Source organism: Hespellia stercorisuis DSM 15480, from assembly GCF_900142165.1.
GTDB lineage: Bacteria > Bacillota > Clostridia > Lachnospirales > Lachnospiraceae > Hespellia > Hespellia stercorisuis.
In genome coordinates this window covers 1-17,233 of record NZ_FQZY01000080.1, presented here as the reverse complement: position 1 = coordinate 17,233, position 17,233 = coordinate 1, and the positions used below count along the sequence as shown (strand labels likewise).

The following is a 17,233-nucleotide window of genomic DNA, read 5'->3' as shown; positions in this document are numbered from 1 at the left end:
TTTTGCATAAAAAAGGAGCTGCGCACTAATTACTTAGTGCGACAGCCCCATTCCCTCTTACCCTGTCCCTTTTTGACATACCTTCCGCTGTATGTTACATCTCGAAGGTATGTGTCTTCCCGTACTGTATAAACCGTTCCAGCGCCGGCGGCTGAAAGTGGTCTTTTAGATATGCCATATGGATATGGCGGTTGCAGTAGGGTTCATCCACTGGAATTGCCTTGATTTCGTAGAGGCTGATCTCCGGGATGACCGCGGCGATGGAGATACCAAATCCCTCGGAGACGAGTCCGTAGAGCGCCTGCTCATTCTCGGCGCGGCTGATGATGTTCGGTGTCATGTCGGAAATCTCAAACAGCTTCAGGGTCAGCTGCCCCAGCCCTGTCTCTTCGTTGTAGACGACCAGCGGGTAGGGCTGAATCTCCTGAATGGAGACGGAGGTACGTTCTGCCAGCGGGTGATCCCTCGGAACAATGACGGAGAGGGAATGTCTGAGCAGGGGGACAAACTCGATTGCCGGTTCGTCGGACACCTGAGAAGCGAAGATGACATCGTACTTTTCGGCCTTTAGTCCATCGATCAGTGTAGAGGTAATGCCCTGGTAAAATGTGAAATTCACGTCCTGGTTCCGCGGAATATCCAGAAAGGATCGTACCATCTTCGGTATATAGCGCGGCGCCAGCGGATAGACGTATCCGATATCAATCTGCCCCTGCTCGGAGCTGGTGTATTTCTGCAGCTTATGAATCCCGGTTTCCAGCTCGGACAGTGACAGGGTCACATGCTCCAGAAAGATCTTTCCGTATTTGGTCAGGACGACATTGCGTCCTTTTTTTTCAAACAATCTGGTCCCAAGCTCGTTTTCAAGACTGGACATGGCATAGCTCAGACTGGGCTGGGAAATGTGCAGTTCTTCGGCAGCCTGGGTGAAATGCTGCAGCCGGGCGATAGACTGAAAATAGTATAATTGATTTAGATTCATAGAAATCCCTCCGGTACTTCGTTATCCCCAAGTGAATGCCATTACGGACGATGGCATAAGTTATAAAGAAATTATACAATAAGCATCAAATGAAGTAAAGTGGGAACGCAGGCAACAAAACTGCCATAATTGCGTCACACATTTAACACAATTTATTGCTAATGTTTAAAATATTAATCTATAGGGAGGCAAAAGAAATTGATAGAAGTCAAGAATCTAGTAAAAAAATATGGAAATCATATTGCCGTAGATCACCTTAATTTCACTATTGAAGAAGGAAAAATCTACGGTTTTTTAGGTCCGAACGGAGCCGGGAAATCTACCACCATGAATATCATGACAGGGTATCTGGGAGCGACGGAGGGAGAGGTGCTCATCAACGGGCATAACATTTTGAAGGATCCGGAGGAGGCAAAGAAATGTATCGGCTATCTGCCGGAGATTCCACCGTTGTATACGGATATGACGGTGCTGGAATATCTTGATTTTGCGGCGGAGCTGAAGAAGATAAAAAAGAAAGAGCGGGAGGAGGCAGTGGAACAGGTAGTAAAGCTCGCCAAGCTCTACGATGTGCAGGAACGCCTAATCAAGAATCTCTCCAAGGGATACAGACAGAGAGTCGGACTTGCGCAGGCCATTCTTGGATTTCCGGAAATCATCATTCTGGATGAGCCCACAGTGGGGCTGGATCCCAAGCAGATCATCGAGATCCGGGAATTGATTCGCACGCTGGCAAAGAATCACACGGTCATACTGAGTTCCCATATTCTGGCAGAGGTGCAGGAGGTGTGCGACTATGTCATGATCATTTCCAAAGGAAAGCTGGTGGCGAGTGACACACCGGTGAATCTGGAGCAGCTGATGGCAGGCTCTGAGACCGTGGAGATCACGACCAGGGCAACCCAGACGGAAGTGCGCGACATTCTGCGCCCCGTTGCCAATGTGGAGAAAATCACAACCCAGGTGAACAAGGACAACACAACCGGTGCTGTGATCGAAGTGAAAAACCATGCCGATATCCGGGAATCTGTATTCATGGCATTTGCGGAGAAAAAGAAGCCGCTTCTGCTGCTCAAGAACACGAAGGTTTCCCTGGAGGATGTCTTCCTCGAACTGACTCAGAACGACGCGGAGGCCGAAAAACTGGAGACCGACGAACTGGAGGCAGAAGAATCGGATGCTGTAAAACAGGAGATGGAAGAGGGGGAAAACGAAGATGCTGGCAATTTATAAAAGAGAATTAAAATCTTATTTCTACTCCATGATCGGCTGTGTATTCATCGCGGTTTTACTGGGATTCGCAGGGATTTATTTCCTTGCATACAATCTAAATGGAGGGTATCCATATTTTTCCTATACCTTATCGGGCACGCTGATCGTGCTTCTGATCGCGATTCCGGTGCTGACCATGCGAAGCTTTGCAGAGGAACGCAGAAGTAAGACGGATCAGCTGCTGCTCACGGCACCGGTCAGCCTGACGAAAGTAGTGCTTGGCAAATATTTTGCCATGGTCACGGTTCTGGCGATCCCGAACCTGATCTTCTGTCTGTATCCGCTGATCATCAAGATGCAGGGAACGGCGTACCTTATGGTGGATTACATGTCGATCTTTACATTTTTCCTGTTGGGCTGCGTGTTCATCGCAATCGGAATGTTTATTTCGGCTATGACAGAGAGCCAGATCATTGCATCCATCAGCACCTTTGGTGTGCTTCTCGTCTTGTACCTGTGGAGTGGAATCCTGACATTGTTCCCATCTACAGCAATCGGAAGTCTGATCGGACTGATCATTGTACTGACCATCGTGGTATTTTACATTTTCCATATGACAGACAACTGGCTGATCAGTGCGGTGATTGAAGTCGCGGGAATTGCAGCGTGTGTGGTGACTTATTTTGTCAAGTCCAGCCTGTTTGAGAACCTGCTCACAAAGTGGTTCTCCAAGCTGGCAGTCACGGATGTGTTCAGCGGAATCGCATCCAACAGCATTGTGGATGTAAGTGGCATCATCTTTTATCTGTCACTGATCGTTCTTTTTGTGTTCCTGACGGTACAGATGATTCAAAAGAGACGCTGGAGCTAGGAGGGACGAGAAAATGGAAAAAATAAAAAATATATTTAAGACATCACAGACAAAAAACGGGAGTTTCAGTGTGGGGCTGGTGGCAATCGTCATCGCGATCATTGTGGTTGCAAATCTGATCGTCGGCCAGCTGCCTGAGAAAATCCGCAATATCGATATCAGCAGCAACAACCTGTATGAGATCACAGACACCAGCAGAAAACTGGTCAAGAATCTGGATCACAAGATCAAGTTCACGGTACTTGCGACCAAGAGCAGTACCGACGAGCGTATCACGACATTTATCAGCAAATACGCCGGGCTGTCCAAGAAGATTTCTGTGGAGTGGATCGACCCGACCCTGCATCCGACGGCGCTGGACGAATACGATGCAGAACAGAATACGATCGTGGTTTCCTGCCCGGATATGGATAAGACGACGACGGTGGCATTTTCAGATATCATCGTCACCGACCAGATGTCCGCATACTATTCAGGAACTGCGTCAGAGACATCCTTTGACGGGGAAGGTCAACTGACCAGCGCGGTAAACTATGTGACAAATGATACTTCCTATAACATTTACCGGACGACGGGACACGGGGAAGCAACATTTTCCACGACGGTTTCCGATCTGCTGTCCAAAGCCAGTTACAATGTAAATGAAGTGAATCTGGTGATGGATGCGGCGATTCCGGATGACTGCGACCTGTTGCTGATGTATGCACCGACAAAGGATCTGTCAGATGATGAGGCCGCTGCGGTTACGAAATATCTGGCAGCAGGAGGAAAAGTTATGATTATCATGGCGGATGCGGAGAGCGTGGATACACCGAATATTAATGCAATTATGAAGACCTACGGAATGGCGCCGACAGATGGATATATTGCGGATACGACGCGCTGCTACCAAGGGAATTATTACTACATCTTCCCACTGCTTTCTGTGTCAGATGAGATGGCGAGTGGTATTTCATCGCAGATGATACTGTTGATCAATGCACACGGTCTGACCGATGTGACACCGGAGCGGGATACAATTACGGAGACACCGTTTATGACCACATCATCCAGTGGCTATGCGGTGACACAGGATGGACAGACGCAGGGAACCTACACACTTGGCGCGGTGGCGACCGAGAAGACGGACGACAAAATGGCGCGGCTCACGGTGATTTCCAGTGCATCCATGATCGATGCGCAGGTGACGGATTCCTTTACCACACTGGAAAATACAACACTGTTTATGAACGCGGTGACCAGCAACTTTGAGGGTGCATCCAACATTTCTATTGAGGCGAAGAGCCTGACAACCGAGACGAACACCATGCAGCACGGTGGAGTGATCAGTCTGGTGCTGATCTTTGTGGTACCATTTGTGGTGCTGATTGCAGGATTTGTGGTGTGGTTCAGACGAAGAAAGGCTTAGCATAGACGATTGGAAATAAAGTTGAGGTGATTGAAATGACATGGAATAAAAATACAAAGGTCATGGCCGGACTTCTCGGAGCATTGATCCTGCTGGTGGTTGTGTATTTCGGAATCACTGCCTGGAATAATAAACAGCAGGAGAAGAAGGATGCGAAGGCTGAGGCTGAGAAAATATATGTGACGGACGTGGCGGAGGTGACAGAAGTGACCTACGATGCCGGCAGCGGTGCACTGTCCTTCGCAAAAGAGGACGATGACTGGCATTATGCGGATAACAAGGATTATCCATTGGATCAGAGCTATGTGAAGACCATCGCTGACACCTTCGGAAAGTTGGAGGCAGATCGGGAACTGACAGACGGTGACAGTCTTGCGGACTACGGGCTGGAACAGCCGGCCTATCAGGTGCAGCTTACGGGCAGTGATGGTACGAAGAGCGTGGTCTATATCGGAAATGCAACCGGAGATTATTATTATGTGACGGTGGATGACACGAAAAAAGTCTATACTGTCTCGGCAAGTGTGGTGTCCGACATTCAGCACACGCTGGAGGACATGACGAAGCTTGACACCTTCCCAACCATTGGCAGTGGGAATCTGACGAAGGTGGAAATCACAGAAAATGCCAAGACAACTGTTTATGACGTTTCTAACGATGATGACACGGAGAGTATTGCGGCGGTGGCAGGCGGACTGGGAGCGGTCAGTCTGGACACGGTGGCAGTGTATCCGGATCAGGAGCTGGATCTGGCAAAGTACGGTCTGGATGAGGCGAAACGGATCACGGAAAAAGTGACCTACACCTCCGATGACAAAGAACAGACCTATACGTTTTATATCGGCAGTGAGGATGGAGCCGGGAACCGGTATCTGATGGTGCAGGACTCAGACATCGTGTATACAATCACGACGGCGGTGTGCAGCAATGTACTGAATCAGGGAGAATAGTGAAAGAGGAACATACGGGAGTACGAGAGTCAAATCCGTATGTTCCTTTTATGTATAATAGGAAATTCCTTGTTCCAATCTTACAAAAGAGGCTCACAGATGGATTATTTAAGAAGAAGCGGCAATAAGACGGACCGATTGGTGACGAGGCCAGTGGATGTGTCAGTCTGCAAGTTTATACTTATTTTATGAATTAAATGTGACCTGCTCAGATTTAATAGGGAGTTTATTGACATCCGGGAGCAAATAAGTGAAAATGGAATTTATACATAGCGTTATACATAGCGAAAAAAAGTGAGGATGATGAAAATGAGAGACAAATTAGTTCGTTTTATGCAGGGAAGATATGGTGTCGTTTCACTGTCGAAGTTGTTGGTAGGAGTCGGTCTGGTATCTGTTGTTCTGTCCATGTTTATAAAGGGGAATCTGTTTTACTACATCGGGTGGGTTGCAATCATATACTCCTATTTCCGAATGTTTTCCCGGAATGTTACAAAGCGTGCGGTGGAGAATCAGTGGTATCTCGACAGAACCTATAAGATACGCTGTTTTATTGCAAAAAAGAAAAACCAGATGACGCAGAGCAGGACATATCACATCTACAAATGCCCGTCCTGTAAACAGAAGATCCGCATTCCGAGAGGAAAAGGAAAAATCGAAGTCCGTTGTCCAAAGTGCGGAACATCATTCGTAAAGAGGAGCTAATATGTTTGGATACATCAGCATCAACAAATCAGAGATGAAATTCAAGGATTTTGATCTTTATCATTCATTTTATTGTGGTCTGTGTGCAGTGCTTCAGAAAAATTACGGGAAACGTGGGCAGCTGACACTGTCCTTTGACATGACATTTCTGGAGGTTCTTCTGACGGCATTGTATGAGCCGGAGACAGAAGTGTCCAGTCGCAAGTGCATCGCACATCCCTTTGAGAAGCATGAGACAAGAATCAATGAATACACGGAATATGTTGCAGCCATGAATATAATCCTTTCCTATTATAAATGTGAGGATGACTGGAACGACGAAAAAAAATACACAAAATTTCTGTACGCGAAGCTGCTGGAGGGAAAGAGCCGGGATATCCGCGCCAGATATGAGAAGAAGATTCAGGTGATTGTGAGGGCGTTGAACGACATTTCCGAAGGAGAGCGGCAGGAAGAGGAGAACATAGATAAGATGGCCGGCTACTTCGGTGAAGTAATGGGGCAGATTTTCTTGTGCCGTGAGGACGAGTGGCAGGAGAATTTGTACAGGATGGGATTCTTTCTTGGTAAATTCATCTACATTATGGACGCTTATGAGGACATAGAAGAGGATATTAAAAAGAAGAATTACAATCCTTTTTCCAAGATCTATCAGGAGCCGGGATTCGAGGACCGGATTGAGAAGGTACTGACGATGATGATGGCGGAATGTTCAAAAGAGTTTGAAAAACTGCCAATTATAGAGTATACTGATATTTTACGGAATGTTTTGTATTCTGGTGTCTGGTGTAAATATGCGCAGACCCGTCTGAAGCGGGATGGCGGCGGTGAGGCGCAGAACGAAGGTTCCGGAGATAAGAACAGGTAGTGCAAATAAAGATTAAGCGTAGAGAGTAATATAGATAGGACGAGGAGAAACAATCAGAATGGGCGATCCATACAGCGTGCTGGGGCTTCAAAGAGGAGCAACAGACGAAGAAATAAAAAAGGCATACCGGACATTGAGCAGAAAGTATCATCCGGATGCGAATATCAACAATCCAAATAAAGATCAGGCGGAGGCAAAGTTTAAGGAAGTGCAGTCCGCCTATAACCAGATTATGAAAGAAAAAGAATACGGCGGCTCTTATGGCGGGGCAGCCCATGACGGAGATTCCTATGGAGACATGGGTGGCTTCGGCGGTTTTGGAGGTTTTGGCGGTTATCAGAACAGTCAGAACAGCCAGGGCGGTGCAGAACAAAGTGAGGCGGACATGCACATGCAGGCGGCGGGCAACTACATTCGAAGTGGTCATTATGATGAGGCACTGAATGTACTGAGCGGCATTGCGGGGCGGTCCGCGCTCTGGTACTTCTACAGCGCATCGGCCAATTCAGGACTTGGAAACAATGTGATTGCATTGGAACACGCGGAAAAGGCGGTACAGATGGAGCCAAACAATATGCAGTATCAGATGCTCTACCAGCGTCTGCAGGGCGGCGGTGGATGGTATCAGAGCCAGCAGAGGGAATATGGCTACCCAACTATGGGGGGCAGCAGTTTCTGTCTGCAGCTTTGCATTGCCAACATTGTCTGTAATCTGTGCTGCGGAGGAAGCGGCATGTGCTTCGGCACCGGCGGACGGTACATGTAGTGCTGCCGGGGGCGGCGGAAGGTCGTATTCCGACGGCGGTTCAGGCGACGATTTCAAAGCATGAAAATATAGACGAAGGAATGCCATTGGTGTATAATAATCAGGAAATTTATGCTTTCGAGCATGATTTACATAAAGCACGAAGGGCTTGCAGGTCAGTGTGATGGATTGCGGTATTTGTTTTGCAGCAGAGCTGATTTGGGATAGTCATTCAAATTGGGGAAAAGGAGAAATTATAAAATGAGTATTCGAGTAGGTATCTATGGATATGGCAACTTGGGAAGAGGCGTAGAGTGCGCTATTAAACAAAATAAGGATATGGAGCTGGCAGCAGTATTCACGAGACGTGATCCGGCGACAGTTTCTATTTTAACTGACACCGCAAAGGTTTATCATGCGGATGAGGCAGTCGGCATGGCAGGCCAGATCGACGTTATGATTCTCTGCGGCGGAAGTGCAACAGACCTTCCGGCTCAGACACCGGCACTGGCAGAGCATTTTAACGTAATCGACAGCTTTGATACACATGCGAATATCCCGGTACATTTTGCAAATGTAGATACGGCGGCCAAGAAAGGCAGCCACGTGGGAATCATCTCCGTGGGCTGGGATCCGGGGATGTTCTCACTGAACAGACTATATGGCAATGCGATTCTTGCAAATGGCAGTGACTACACATTCTGGGGAAAAGGTGTGAGTCAGGGACATTCAGACGCGATTCGCCGTGTGGAGGGAGTCAAAGATGCGAAGCAGTACACGGTTCCGGTTGAGAGCGCACTGGAAGCGGTACGGGCAGGAGAGAATCCGGAGCTGTCAACAAGACAGAAACATACGAGAGAGTGCTTTGTTGTTGCCGAGGAAGGTGCAGACCTTGCAAAGATCGAAAAAGAAATCGTGGAGATGCCGAACTATTTTGCAGACTATGATACCACGGTGAACTTTATCTCCGAGGAGGAGTTAAAGGCAAAACACAGTGGGATTCCGCACGGCGGATTCGTGATCCGAAGTGGGAAGACAGGCTGGGAGGAAGAGCATAGTCACGTGATCGAATACAGCCTGAAGCTGGATTCCAATCCGGAATTTACATCTTGTGTACTGGTGGCTTACGCGCGAGCAGCTTACAGACTGGCACAGGAAGGCCAGACAGGATGCAGGACCGTGTTTGATATCGCACCGGCATATCTGAGTGCACAGAGTGGTGAAGAACTGCGTGCACATATGCTGTAAAAAGGGACAGAGTGGTGTTCAATTGGGGACGTAGCAAAATGACATTTTGCTACGTCCCCAATTGACAATTGACGCAACGGAATGTGAGGTATAAAGGTAATGTCAGAGAACAAAAAGGTATTATTTATAGATGTGGACGGAACCCTGGTGGATTATGAGAATAATCTTCCGGAATCCGCAGTCACAGCAATTCGAAAAGCCCGTGAAAATGGACACCGGGTGTACATCAGCACGGGCCGCAGCAAGGCAGAGGTGTACCAGGACATCTGGGACATCGGTCTGGATGGGATGATCGGCGGAAACGGAAACTATGTGGAGGACCGGGGGCAGGTGATCTTCCATCAGCTGATCACAGCAGAAGAATGTAGAGATATTGTAGATTGGCTGCACGGGAGAGGATTGGAGTTCTATCTGGAGAGCAATAACGGGCTTTTTGCGAGCGAAAATTTTGAGACGATGGGGGAGCCTGTTATTCAGGAATACTCGAAGAGGAAGGGAAAAGATGATGCGTGCCGCCTGACGGTCAGGCAGGCGTTTCCAGACATGATATTCGGAGGAGAGCTGTACAGAGAGGATCTGAACAAAGTAAGTTTTATTCTTAGTTCGTATCAGGATTTTTTGGGTGCGAGAGAGGCGTTTCCTAATCTGCAGTCAGGAACCTGGGGCGGAGCGGGAGAGACGGCACTTTTCGGGGATCTTGGAGTCAAGGACATCACAAAGGCCAACGCAATTGCACATCTTTTGAACCATCTTGGGGCGTCAGTGGAAGATACCATCGCGTTCGGTGATGCCAGGATTGATCTGTCTATGTTCGAGTGCTGCGCAGTCGGTGTCGCGATGGGAAATGGCGGACCGGAGATCAAGGCAGCCGCAGACTTTATCACGAATGACGTGACGGAGGATGGCCTGTATCATGCATTTGAAAAACTGAAATTGATCTAAAGAGTTAAAACCGGCATACTGAGCTCCGTCGGAGCCCGGTATGCCGGTTTTTGCTAAATCATCAGGAGAGTTCTATTAATTCGTCGTCAATTAGAATTAGAACGCTCCGCGCTGAATGCATTCAATTACTTCAAAAAAGTCCTTGCAGCAAGCATCGTAAAGCTGGCTGATTTCCGCTGTCGGCTCCTGTAGATCTGGAATCATGACGGTGAAGCAGCCGGAGGCGTGTCCGGCGCGGATGCCGTTGAAGCTGTCCTCGAAGACATAGCATTCTTCCGGCTCCAATTCAAGCAGCTGTGCGGCTTTCAAAAAAATCTCCGGATGTGGCTTTCCGTGTTCGACATCGTCACCGGTGACAATGTGTGAGATGGAATCGCGGATTCCGGCAGTGCGCAGGTTTTTTTCGATGCGGACGAGCTGAGAACTGCTGGCAACTGCGATTTCACATCCGTTTTCTATGAAAAAAGTGATAATCTCATGAAGCCCCGGCTTTTCAGGGAGAAAACGATCCTGCTCCCGGTGCGTCCAATCCATGCACAGATGGCGGAATTCAGATGGATCCACGCCCGGAATATGTTCGTGGATGATATCGAGCATACGCTGGCCGCTGCTGCCGGCAATCGCGCGAAAAAAAACTTCAGGTACATCAACGTTCATTGTACTTCCGGCGTACTTCCAGCCCTGTACGTAAAGCCGTTCTGTGTCAAATAAAATTCCATCCTGGTCAAAAATAACTCCTTTTTTCATGATATAAAAATCCTTTCGATGTGTTTTTGAGATTAAGATAAATTCGGGATATAAGTAAAGCTGACGTTCAATTTCTGCAGCCTTGTTTCGTATAACGCAGTTCTCTACAAATTTCCAATAAGGCTTTATTTGATGACCATCACTGCGGGGTGACAACCTGCGGTGTACCCGTCATCCCACCGCATATCGCTGTATTAGCTGCTGTATTTTTCCGACTGAACGCGAATCAGTTCCTCATCGTCAAAATAATTGATCTTCATCGAACGTTTTACCTCGTTCAATGTCTCTTCTGCTGCGTCGTAAGCAACCTTTGTGCCCCGCTGCAGAATCTTGTATACTTCCGGTATGTTTTTCTCGTACTCGTGTCTTCTGGCGCGAATCGGCTCCAACTGTTTTTGCAGTACATTGTTGAGGAACTTTTTGACTTTGACATCGCCGAGTCCTCCGCGCTGATAGTGCGCCTTCAGTTCATCCAGATTCTTGTAGTCAGGAAGAAATTCTGCAAAATCCTCCGGCTGGCAGAATGCGTCAAGATAAGTGAATACGCAGTTTCCTTCCAGTTTGCCCGGATCTTCGATCTTAATGTGAGTCGGATCAGTATACATGCTCATAACCTTTTTCTTGACATCTGCCGGAGAGTCGGACAGGTAGATGCAGTTGCCAAGGGATTTACTCATCTTGGCTTTGCCGTCGGTACCAGGCAGTCTGAGACACGCCTTGTTGTCTGGAAGAAGGATATCCGGCTCGACCAGTGTCTCGCCATACACGGAGTTGAACTTGCGGACGATCTCGCGGGCCTGTTCGATCATCGGTTCCTGATCCTCGCCGACTGGAACAGTGGTTGCTTTGAAGGCTGTGATGTCAGAAGCCTGGCTGATCGGATAAGTGAAGAATCCAACAGGGATACTCGCCTCGAAGTTGCGCATCTGAATCTCTGACTTTACGGTAGGATTGCGCTGCAGTCTGGCAACTGTGACCAGATTCATGTAATAAAATGTGAGCTCGGTGAGCTGTGGAATCTGTGACTGTATGAAGATGTTTGATTTCGTCGGATCAAGGCCGACAGACAGGTAGTCGAGCGCGACCTCGATAATGTTCTGTCTTACCTTCTCAGGGTTGTCCGCGTTGTCGGTCAGTGCCTGCGCATCTGCAATCATAATAAATATTTTATCAAATTCACCTGAATTTTGTAATTCTACTCGTCTTTTCAGTGAGCCTACGTAGTGTCCGAGATGGAGCTTGCCGGTAGGTCTGTCACCAGTTAAAATAATTTTTGGCATATCGTTCTTGTCCTCCTGAATCAATTTACTCTATGGGGTATAGTTTACCATAGTTTCAGGAAAATGACAAAGTGTAATCCTCATTTTACAGGATACTGCGAATACCGTTACTGTTCACAGATAAATCTGTTCCAGTAACGTCGCCGGTCCATTTTTAAATCATCTTCGATGATGGGACCGGCTCATAGTTATATTTACTTGATTGGCGCATAGCTTGACAGTAGGTGTCAAGCTTGCGTGTGAACAGTAACCGAATACCCGCTGCGGCAAACAAAAAGAAAAACAAATGAATTGAAAAAAATAATGTCTCAAGGTAAAATAGAATAAGATGATAAGCTGGATGTTCACCAACAAACAGCGAAGCGGATTGAAGTGTACAATTTACAAGTAAACAGCGCAGGGGATTAGGATGATCTGTCTGGGCGGAAAACCTGAGGATAAAGTATGAATGGACAGGATGAAGTTTTCAATGGGCGTACAATAAAAAAATCAGAATTTGCCGCACTTCTCAGCCATGCCGGCTGTGGAATCTGTGCATATAAGATGGTGGCGGGGGAAAGGCCACGCATGATGTACATGACGGAAGGCTTCTGCAAAATCTGTGAGAGTGATAAAGAAAGCATTTATCAGGCATACGAAGAAGATCGACTGTTTGGCGTGCGCAAAGAAGATCGTAAAAAAGTGGAGGCAGCCATTGCGCGTGCAGTTGCAACGGGGAAAGAACAGGAAGTGACCTATCAGGCCGTCTGTGTGAGTGGCAGTGAGAAATGGTGCACGCTGAGACTGAATCCGGACAGGCGGGACGACGACACGACGATTCTGTTTGGCACATTCTTTGACGTGACGAAGCAGATGGCGAGCCAGCAGGGGCTGCGTAAACTGATCAAGAATCTACAGGCGAATCAGCAGATCCTGGAGGCGGCGACAAGAAATGCCGGAGTGTGGTATTGGAACTGCCTCTGGAGACGAAATGTGGCACATATGGGAGCTCGTTTTCAGAAGGATTTTGCGCTGCCGGAAAAGGTTACAGATTTTTGCAGTGTGATGTGCAGTGATCATGTGATCGAGGAAGAATACTGGGCGGAGTTCGAGGCAATGTGCGATAAAATCACGGCGGGAGAAAAAGAGGCAGAAGCGACGGTGAGAGGACGTTTTGCTGACGGTACAATCCACTGGATGAAATTCAAGCTGACTAATATTTTTGACGAGAACCATGTCGCCCGGGAGGCGGTGGGCATCATGCACATTGTCGATGACATAAAAGAACTGGAGCACAGATACGAGATCGAAAAAAGGCATGCGGCCGAGGATAAGGATCTGCTCATGCATTTCTGCATGAACGTGAGCGAATGGAAGATGGTTGACTATGTCGGAAACTATGTGGCTGATAATGGCGGCGGGAATGTAACTGTGGATCGGATTGGCGTGCTGATCGCGCAAGATGCGATAGAACCGGGCATCAGGGAACAGATTCTGAAGCTGCATGACCGCAGTTTTCTGTTGAAATCTTTTGCTGAGGGAGAGAATGAATTTTCCCTGGAATACCAGAGAACACTGGAGAGCGGGAAGTGCATCTGGGTGCGCACGGCACTTCACCTGATGACGGATCCGAACGGGACAGATCTGTTACTTTTTGAATACTGCTATGATATCAATCTGAAGAAGACCATAAACATCTTGATGGAGTTTGCGGTCAATGATGACTATGATCTCATGGGGTTTGTTAATATGCAGGATCAGAAAGCGATTATGATTTATGGGAAAAACAGCTACAATCCACATCGTAAGCCAATTCTGGAGAATGACTATCAGAAGTCGCTGATGGATTTTGCGGAAAATTCTGTTGTGAAAGAAGAAAGAGAACGATATTTGGAGCTGGCAGATTTAAGCAGCGTGGCAGAATATTTGAAAACCCATGATAATCTGGAGTTTTATTTCAGTATGAAGACGGAAGAGGGGCAGATAAGGGCGAAAAAAGTGCGGTATTTGAAGTACCATCAGGATGAGCGCAGCATCGTCTTTATCCAGAGTGATATTACACAGCTGCGGGCCGAGCAGATGAAGAGCCAGATGGTGCTGGAGAAGGCTTTGGCGGATGCAAAGGTGGCAAGCCATGCGAAGACCGCGTTCTTATCACAGATGAGCCATGAGATCCGGACACCGATGAATGCCATTGTAGGCATGGCTAAGCTGGCACAGCAGACGGAGGATGAGAAGGAGCGGAGCAGATATTTGAATCAGATCGGTGCATCGAGTCAGTATCTGCTGGGAATCATCAATGATATTCTGGATATGAGTCGGATTGAGAGCGGAAAGCTGGAATTGCATCCGCAGTGGATTGCCGGAGGCGCACTTGTACTGGAGTGTATTGAGATGCTGAAACCGTCTATCGAGGAAAAGAAAATTCATTTTATTTACCCGGGGATCAACAAAGAAAGCCGGGTCCGCTTTTATTTGGATCCGCTTCGAATCCAGCAGATCTACATGAATCTTATGAACAACGCAGTGAAATTTACACCGGAGGGTGGAACCATTGAGCTGAGCATAAGAAATATATGGAATGACGGTCACAGTGGACTTGATCAGATGAAGATCCGGGATACCGGGTGCGGTATGAGCGAAGCATTTCTGCAGCGGATATTCCTGCCTTTTGAGATGGAAGAGAATGAATTTTCAGCGAATGTACAGGGGACAGGTCTGGGTCTGGCGTTGGTGAAATCCTATATTACAGCGATGGGCGGAAAAATCTGGGTGGAGAGCGAGCTTGGAAAGGGTTCCACATTTACATTTGAGATTCCTTATAAGGCCAGACTGGCGGAGCCGGAGCAGACGGTTGCCGGGAATAGAGAATGGATGAATCTGGAGGGCAGACGAATCCTTCTGGTAGATGACCACCCGCTGAACAGGGAGATCGCGAAGAAGCTCTTGGAACACGAGAAGATGGAAGTTGTGATGGCTGCAGATGGCGCAAAAGCCTGTGAGACATTTCAGGAGGCGCCGGAGAATTTCTTTGATGCGGTGCTGATGGATATCCGCATGCCGAAGATGGACGGTTTGGAGTCAACGAGACAGATCCGGAGAATGGCGAGGAAAGATGCACAGGAGGTACCGATCATTGCCATGACCGCAAATGCTTTTGATGAGGATGTGCAGGAATCTCTGCGGGTCGGCATGAATGCACATCTGACGAAACCCATCGAGCCGGAGGTATTGTACCAGACGTTAAGAGAGCATATAGCGAAAAAAAGCACCAAATTCGACAGTGAAGAATAGCATAATATCGTGTGGGAAAGTCAACAAATAGAAATGATCTATGAGACAGCAGAGGCTATCAGATCTTTCGATTTGTTGGCTTTTTTTCTGCGTGCTATAATTGAGACGTTCACAAATAAGCGGCGAAGCGGATTGCGAGTGTCCGTTTTGCAAATGAAATTGCAGGAGGAGAAAACAATGGATTTAACAAACATGACAAGAGAAATTAGTCCGAAAAAGGTACAGAAGGATGCGGAAGAAGCATTCAGAGGCGGCTATTTCTGCAGTGAAGCAGTGATGGATGCAGTGAGAAAAAATTTTGGACTGAATGTATCGGATGACGTGATCGCAATGGCATCTGGAATGGCTGTCGGAGCAGGGCGCTCGGGCTGTATGTGCGGGGCATTAAACGGGGGAATCCTGGCACTCAGCTTATTCTTCGGACGCACAGAGCCGAACGGACCAAAAGATCCTAAGGTCAACAAATGTATGGAGCTGACACATGAATTACATGACTGGTTCAAAGAAAATAATGGAAAAAAAGCAGTCTGTTACAGAGCTATTCGGAGGGAATCCGGTATGTATGTGGAATTGTGGCGGCATTTTTACTGGTGCTGATTTTGCTGAAGCTGATCCTGTTTCCGCAGATGGTCAAAGAGGATATGGGGAATCCGATCATGGCGAGTGTTGCCGGGACATTTTCCATGGCACTTATGATACTTAGTACTTACGTGAAACCGTTTATCGGACAGGCGGCGTACGTAATCTGGCTGCTGGCGATTTTGCTTCACGCTGCTTTGATCATTTATTTTACAGTGAAGTTTATTTTGAAGCTTCAGATGCCGAAGGTGTTTGCAAGCTATTACATTGTGTATGTGGGCATTGTGACGGCGTCGATCACGGCACCGGCGTATGACAAGCCGGGGATCGGGACAGCGGCGTTCTGGTTTGGATTTGCGTGTCTGATTGCGCTGCTGGTTCTAGTCACGATTCGTTACGTGAAGTTTAAGGAGATTCCGGATCCGGCGAAACCACTGATCTGTATCTATGCCGCACCGGTCAGCCTGTGTATTGCAGGATATGTGCAGTCTGTCACGCCAAAATCCAGGGGATTTCTTCTGGCGATGCTGGCAGTGGCAACGGCAATCTATGTATTCGCGCTGGTGAAGGCGGTCGGATATCTGAAGCTGCCGTTCTACCCGAGTTATGCGTCCTTTACATTCCCGTTTGTCATCAGTGCCATCGCAACCAAACAGACCATGGCCTGCCTGATGAATATGGGAAGTCCGATGCCGGCATTGAAAGTTCTGGTACTGATTGAAACCGTGATCGCTGTGCTTTTTGTGGTCTATACCCTGATCCGGTTCCTGGGATTTATCTTTGGGGGAAATTTAGCGAAAAACGTCAGAACAGAGACAGCATTCTCTAAATAAAGCTCCATCAGGTTCTATCAGGTTCCATTAGATTCCACCAAAAACCGCTCAAAATAAAAATGGCTGAAGCTCTTTAAAACTAAGGGCTTCAGCCATTTGTGTTAGTGCGGAAAAAGGGACTTGAACCCTCACGTGGTAAACCCACACAAGAACCTGAATCTTGCTCGTCTGCCAATTCCGACATTTCCGCTAACAAAAAAGATTATAACACAAAAGAGGGTGTGTGGAAAGCTTTTTTTTTATTTTTTTGAAAAAAATATGAACCATTTATGATAATGTCCTTATATACCACAAGGGGAAATGTCCCAAGTATGGTATACTGACTCCTGCTTATAATTTAGAACAGGAGGAATTCATTATCAGAAAGGTTATATTAGATATGGACGAACAAAAGAAATATGAAGTGATTAAAGGGCTTGCTGACCATCCAAGTCCAAACAAAGAACGAGCTGCTCTTACACTTGGCTGCACAGTACGCCACATCAACCGCATGCTTGCTGGTTACACAAAATCAGGGAAAGAATACTTTGTACACGGTAACAAAGGCCGTAAGCCCGCCAATACCATCCCTGAGGCAACAAAGGTTATTG

At 47.5% G+C, this 17,233-nt stretch carries 14 protein-coding genes, 1 tRNA gene and 3 pseudogenes; 14 read left to right on the top strand and 4 right to left on the bottom strand.

Going from position 1 to position 17,233, the window contains the following annotated elements; genetic code table 11:
* Positions 1 to 94: 94 nt before the first annotated feature.
* On the bottom strand, positions 95 to 982 hold the full coding sequence (locus BUB85_RS18070) for a LysR family transcriptional regulator (protein WP_073112945.1): 888 nt from the start codon (positions 980 to 982) through the stop codon (positions 95 to 97).
* A 198-nt stretch (positions 983 to 1,180) separates the two neighbouring features.
* On the opposite strand from BUB85_RS18070, the gene BUB85_RS18065 reads away from it, so the two are divergent.
* From BUB85_RS18065 to BUB85_RS18025, 10 genes are all read left to right on the top strand, one after another.
* Positions 1,181 to 2,215: an ABC transporter ATP-binding protein gene (locus BUB85_RS18065; RefSeq protein WP_073112944.1), complete on the top strand. Its 1,035-nt coding sequence runs from the start codon at positions 1,181 to 1,183 to the stop codon at positions 2,213 to 2,215.
* A complete protein-coding gene (locus BUB85_RS18060) occupies positions 2,199 to 3,065 on the top strand; it encodes an ABC transporter permease subunit (RefSeq protein ID WP_073112943.1) in 867 nt (288 codons plus the stop codon). The genes BUB85_RS18065 and BUB85_RS18060 overlap by 17 nt, the downstream gene beginning before the upstream one ends.
* 13 nt (positions 3,066 to 3,078) lie before the next feature.
* A complete protein-coding gene (locus BUB85_RS18055) occupies positions 3,079 to 4,473 on the top strand; it encodes a GldG family protein (RefSeq protein WP_073112942.1) in 1,395 nt (464 codons plus the stop codon).
* A gap of 35 nt (positions 4,474 to 4,508) precedes the next feature.
* Positions 4,509 to 5,423, top strand: a complete 915-nt coding sequence (locus tag BUB85_RS18050; RefSeq protein WP_073112941.1) for a DUF4340 domain-containing protein — start codon at positions 4,509 to 4,511, stop codon at positions 5,421 to 5,423.
* Positions 5,424 to 5,732: 309 nt separating this feature from the next.
* Entirely contained in the window at positions 5,733 to 6,128 is a 396-nt protein-coding gene (locus BUB85_RS18045; protein WP_073112940.1) for a zinc ribbon domain-containing protein, read from the top strand.
* 1 nt (position 6,129) lies between these two features.
* Positions 6,130 to 6,996, top strand: a complete 867-nt coding sequence (locus BUB85_RS18040; RefSeq protein ID WP_073112939.1) for a DUF5685 family protein — start codon at positions 6,130 to 6,132, stop codon at positions 6,994 to 6,996.
* Positions 6,997 to 7,054: 58 nt separating this feature from the next.
* The gene (locus BUB85_RS18035; protein WP_073112938.1) at positions 7,055 to 7,762 is read left to right on the top strand and encodes a J domain-containing protein; all 708 of its coding nucleotides are present in this window, start codon (positions 7,055 to 7,057) and stop codon (positions 7,760 to 7,762) included.
* Positions 7,732 to 7,926 carry a hypothetical protein gene (locus BUB85_RS21240; RefSeq protein WP_143160780.1) on the top strand — a complete coding sequence of 65 codons (195 nt, stop codon included), beginning with the start codon at positions 7,732 to 7,734 and terminating at the stop codon, positions 7,924 to 7,926. Before BUB85_RS18035 ends, BUB85_RS21240 begins: the two co-directional genes overlap by 31 nt.
* Before the next feature lie 76 nt (positions 7,927 to 8,002).
* Positions 8,003 to 8,989, top strand: a complete 987-nt coding sequence (locus tag BUB85_RS18030; protein WP_073112937.1) for a diaminopimelate dehydrogenase — start codon at positions 8,003 to 8,005, stop codon at positions 8,987 to 8,989.
* 99 nt (positions 8,990 to 9,088) lie between these two features.
* A complete protein-coding gene (locus tag BUB85_RS18025; RefSeq protein ID WP_073112936.1) occupies positions 9,089 to 9,931 on the top strand; it encodes a Cof-type HAD-IIB family hydrolase in 843 nt (280 codons plus the stop codon).
* A 96-nt stretch (positions 9,932 to 10,027) separates the two neighbouring features.
* On the opposite strand, the gene BUB85_RS18020 is transcribed toward BUB85_RS18025, so the two are convergent.
* Together BUB85_RS18020 and trpS are read right to left on the bottom strand one after the other, a co-directional pair.
* Positions 10,028 to 10,678, bottom strand: coding sequence for an HAD family hydrolase (locus BUB85_RS18020; protein WP_073112935.1), 651 nt, complete (start codon positions 10,676 to 10,678; stop codon positions 10,028 to 10,030).
* Positions 10,679 to 10,872: 194 nt separating this feature from the next.
* The gene (gene trpS, locus BUB85_RS18015) at positions 10,873 to 11,958 is read right to left on the bottom strand and encodes a tryptophan--tRNA ligase (RefSeq protein ID WP_073112934.1); all 1,086 of its coding nucleotides are present in this window, start codon (positions 11,956 to 11,958) and stop codon (positions 10,873 to 10,875) included.
* A 444-nt stretch (positions 11,959 to 12,402) separates the two neighbouring features.
* On the opposite strand from trpS, the gene BUB85_RS18010 reads away from it, so the two are divergent.
* The 3 genes and pseudogenes from BUB85_RS18010 to BUB85_RS18000 form a co-directional block, all read left to right on the top strand.
* Positions 12,403 to 15,231 (top strand): response regulator, encoded by a 2,829-nt coding sequence (locus BUB85_RS18010; RefSeq protein ID WP_073112933.1) that lies wholly within the window; start codon positions 12,403 to 12,405, stop codon positions 15,229 to 15,231.
* A gap of 177 nt (positions 15,232 to 15,408) precedes the next feature.
* A pseudogene (locus BUB85_RS18005) lies at positions 15,409 to 15,792 on the top strand (C-GCAxxG-C-C family protein); the annotation flags it as partial.
* Positions 15,756 to 16,643 (top strand): annotated as a pseudogene (locus tag BUB85_RS18000) (TDT family transporter); the annotation flags it as partial. The pseudogenes BUB85_RS18005 and BUB85_RS18000, both read left to right, overlap by 37 nt.
* Before the next feature lie 105 nt (positions 16,644 to 16,748).
* On the opposite strand, the gene BUB85_RS17995 reads toward BUB85_RS18000, so the two are convergent.
* Positions 16,749 to 16,833: transfer RNA gene (locus tag BUB85_RS17995), tRNA-Leu, on the bottom strand.
* Between the two features lie 189 nt (positions 16,834 to 17,022).
* Between BUB85_RS17995 and BUB85_RS17990 the strand changes: the two are divergent.
* A pseudogene (locus BUB85_RS17990) lies at positions 17,023 to 17,233 on the top strand (ISNCY family transposase); the annotation flags it as partial.

What these genes read in the sequence shown, in the direction of transcription:
- BUB85_RS18070 (WP_073112945.1), bottom strand. Translation starts at nt 982, where the DNA reads ATGAATCTAAATCAATTATACTATTTTCAGTCTATCGCCCGGCTGCAG.
- BUB85_RS18060 (WP_073112943.1), top strand. Translation starts at nt 2,199, where the DNA reads ATGCTGGCAATTTATAAAAGAGAATTAAAATCTTATTTCTACTCCATG.
- BUB85_RS18055 (WP_073112942.1), top strand. Translation starts at nt 3,079, where the DNA reads ATGGAAAAAATAAAAAATATATTTAAGACATCACAGACAAAAAACGGG.
- BUB85_RS18050 (WP_073112941.1), top strand. Translation starts at nt 4,509, where the DNA reads ATGACATGGAATAAAAATACAAAGGTCATGGCCGGACTTCTCGGAGCA.
- BUB85_RS18045 (WP_073112940.1), top strand. Translation starts at nt 5,733, where the DNA reads ATGAGAGACAAATTAGTTCGTTTTATGCAGGGAAGATATGGTGTCGTT.
- BUB85_RS18040 (WP_073112939.1), top strand. Translation starts at nt 6,130, where the DNA reads ATGTTTGGATACATCAGCATCAACAAATCAGAGATGAAATTCAAGGAT.
- BUB85_RS18035 (WP_073112938.1), top strand. Translation starts at nt 7,055, where the DNA reads ATGGGCGATCCATACAGCGTGCTGGGGCTTCAAAGAGGAGCAACAGAC.
- BUB85_RS18030 (WP_073112937.1), top strand. Translation starts at nt 8,003, where the DNA reads ATGAGTATTCGAGTAGGTATCTATGGATATGGCAACTTGGGAAGAGGC.
- BUB85_RS18025 (WP_073112936.1), top strand. Translation starts at nt 9,089, where the DNA reads ATGTCAGAGAACAAAAAGGTATTATTTATAGATGTGGACGGAACCCTG.
- BUB85_RS18020 (WP_073112935.1), bottom strand. Translation starts at nt 10,678, where the DNA reads ATGAAAAAAGGAGTTATTTTTGACCAGGATGGAATTTTATTTGACACA.
- trpS (WP_073112934.1), bottom strand. Translation starts at nt 11,958, where the DNA reads ATGCCAAAAATTATTTTAACTGGTGACAGACCTACCGGCAAGCTCCAT.
- BUB85_RS18010 (WP_073112933.1), top strand. Translation starts at nt 12,403, where the DNA reads ATGAATGGACAGGATGAAGTTTTCAATGGGCGTACAATAAAAAAATCA.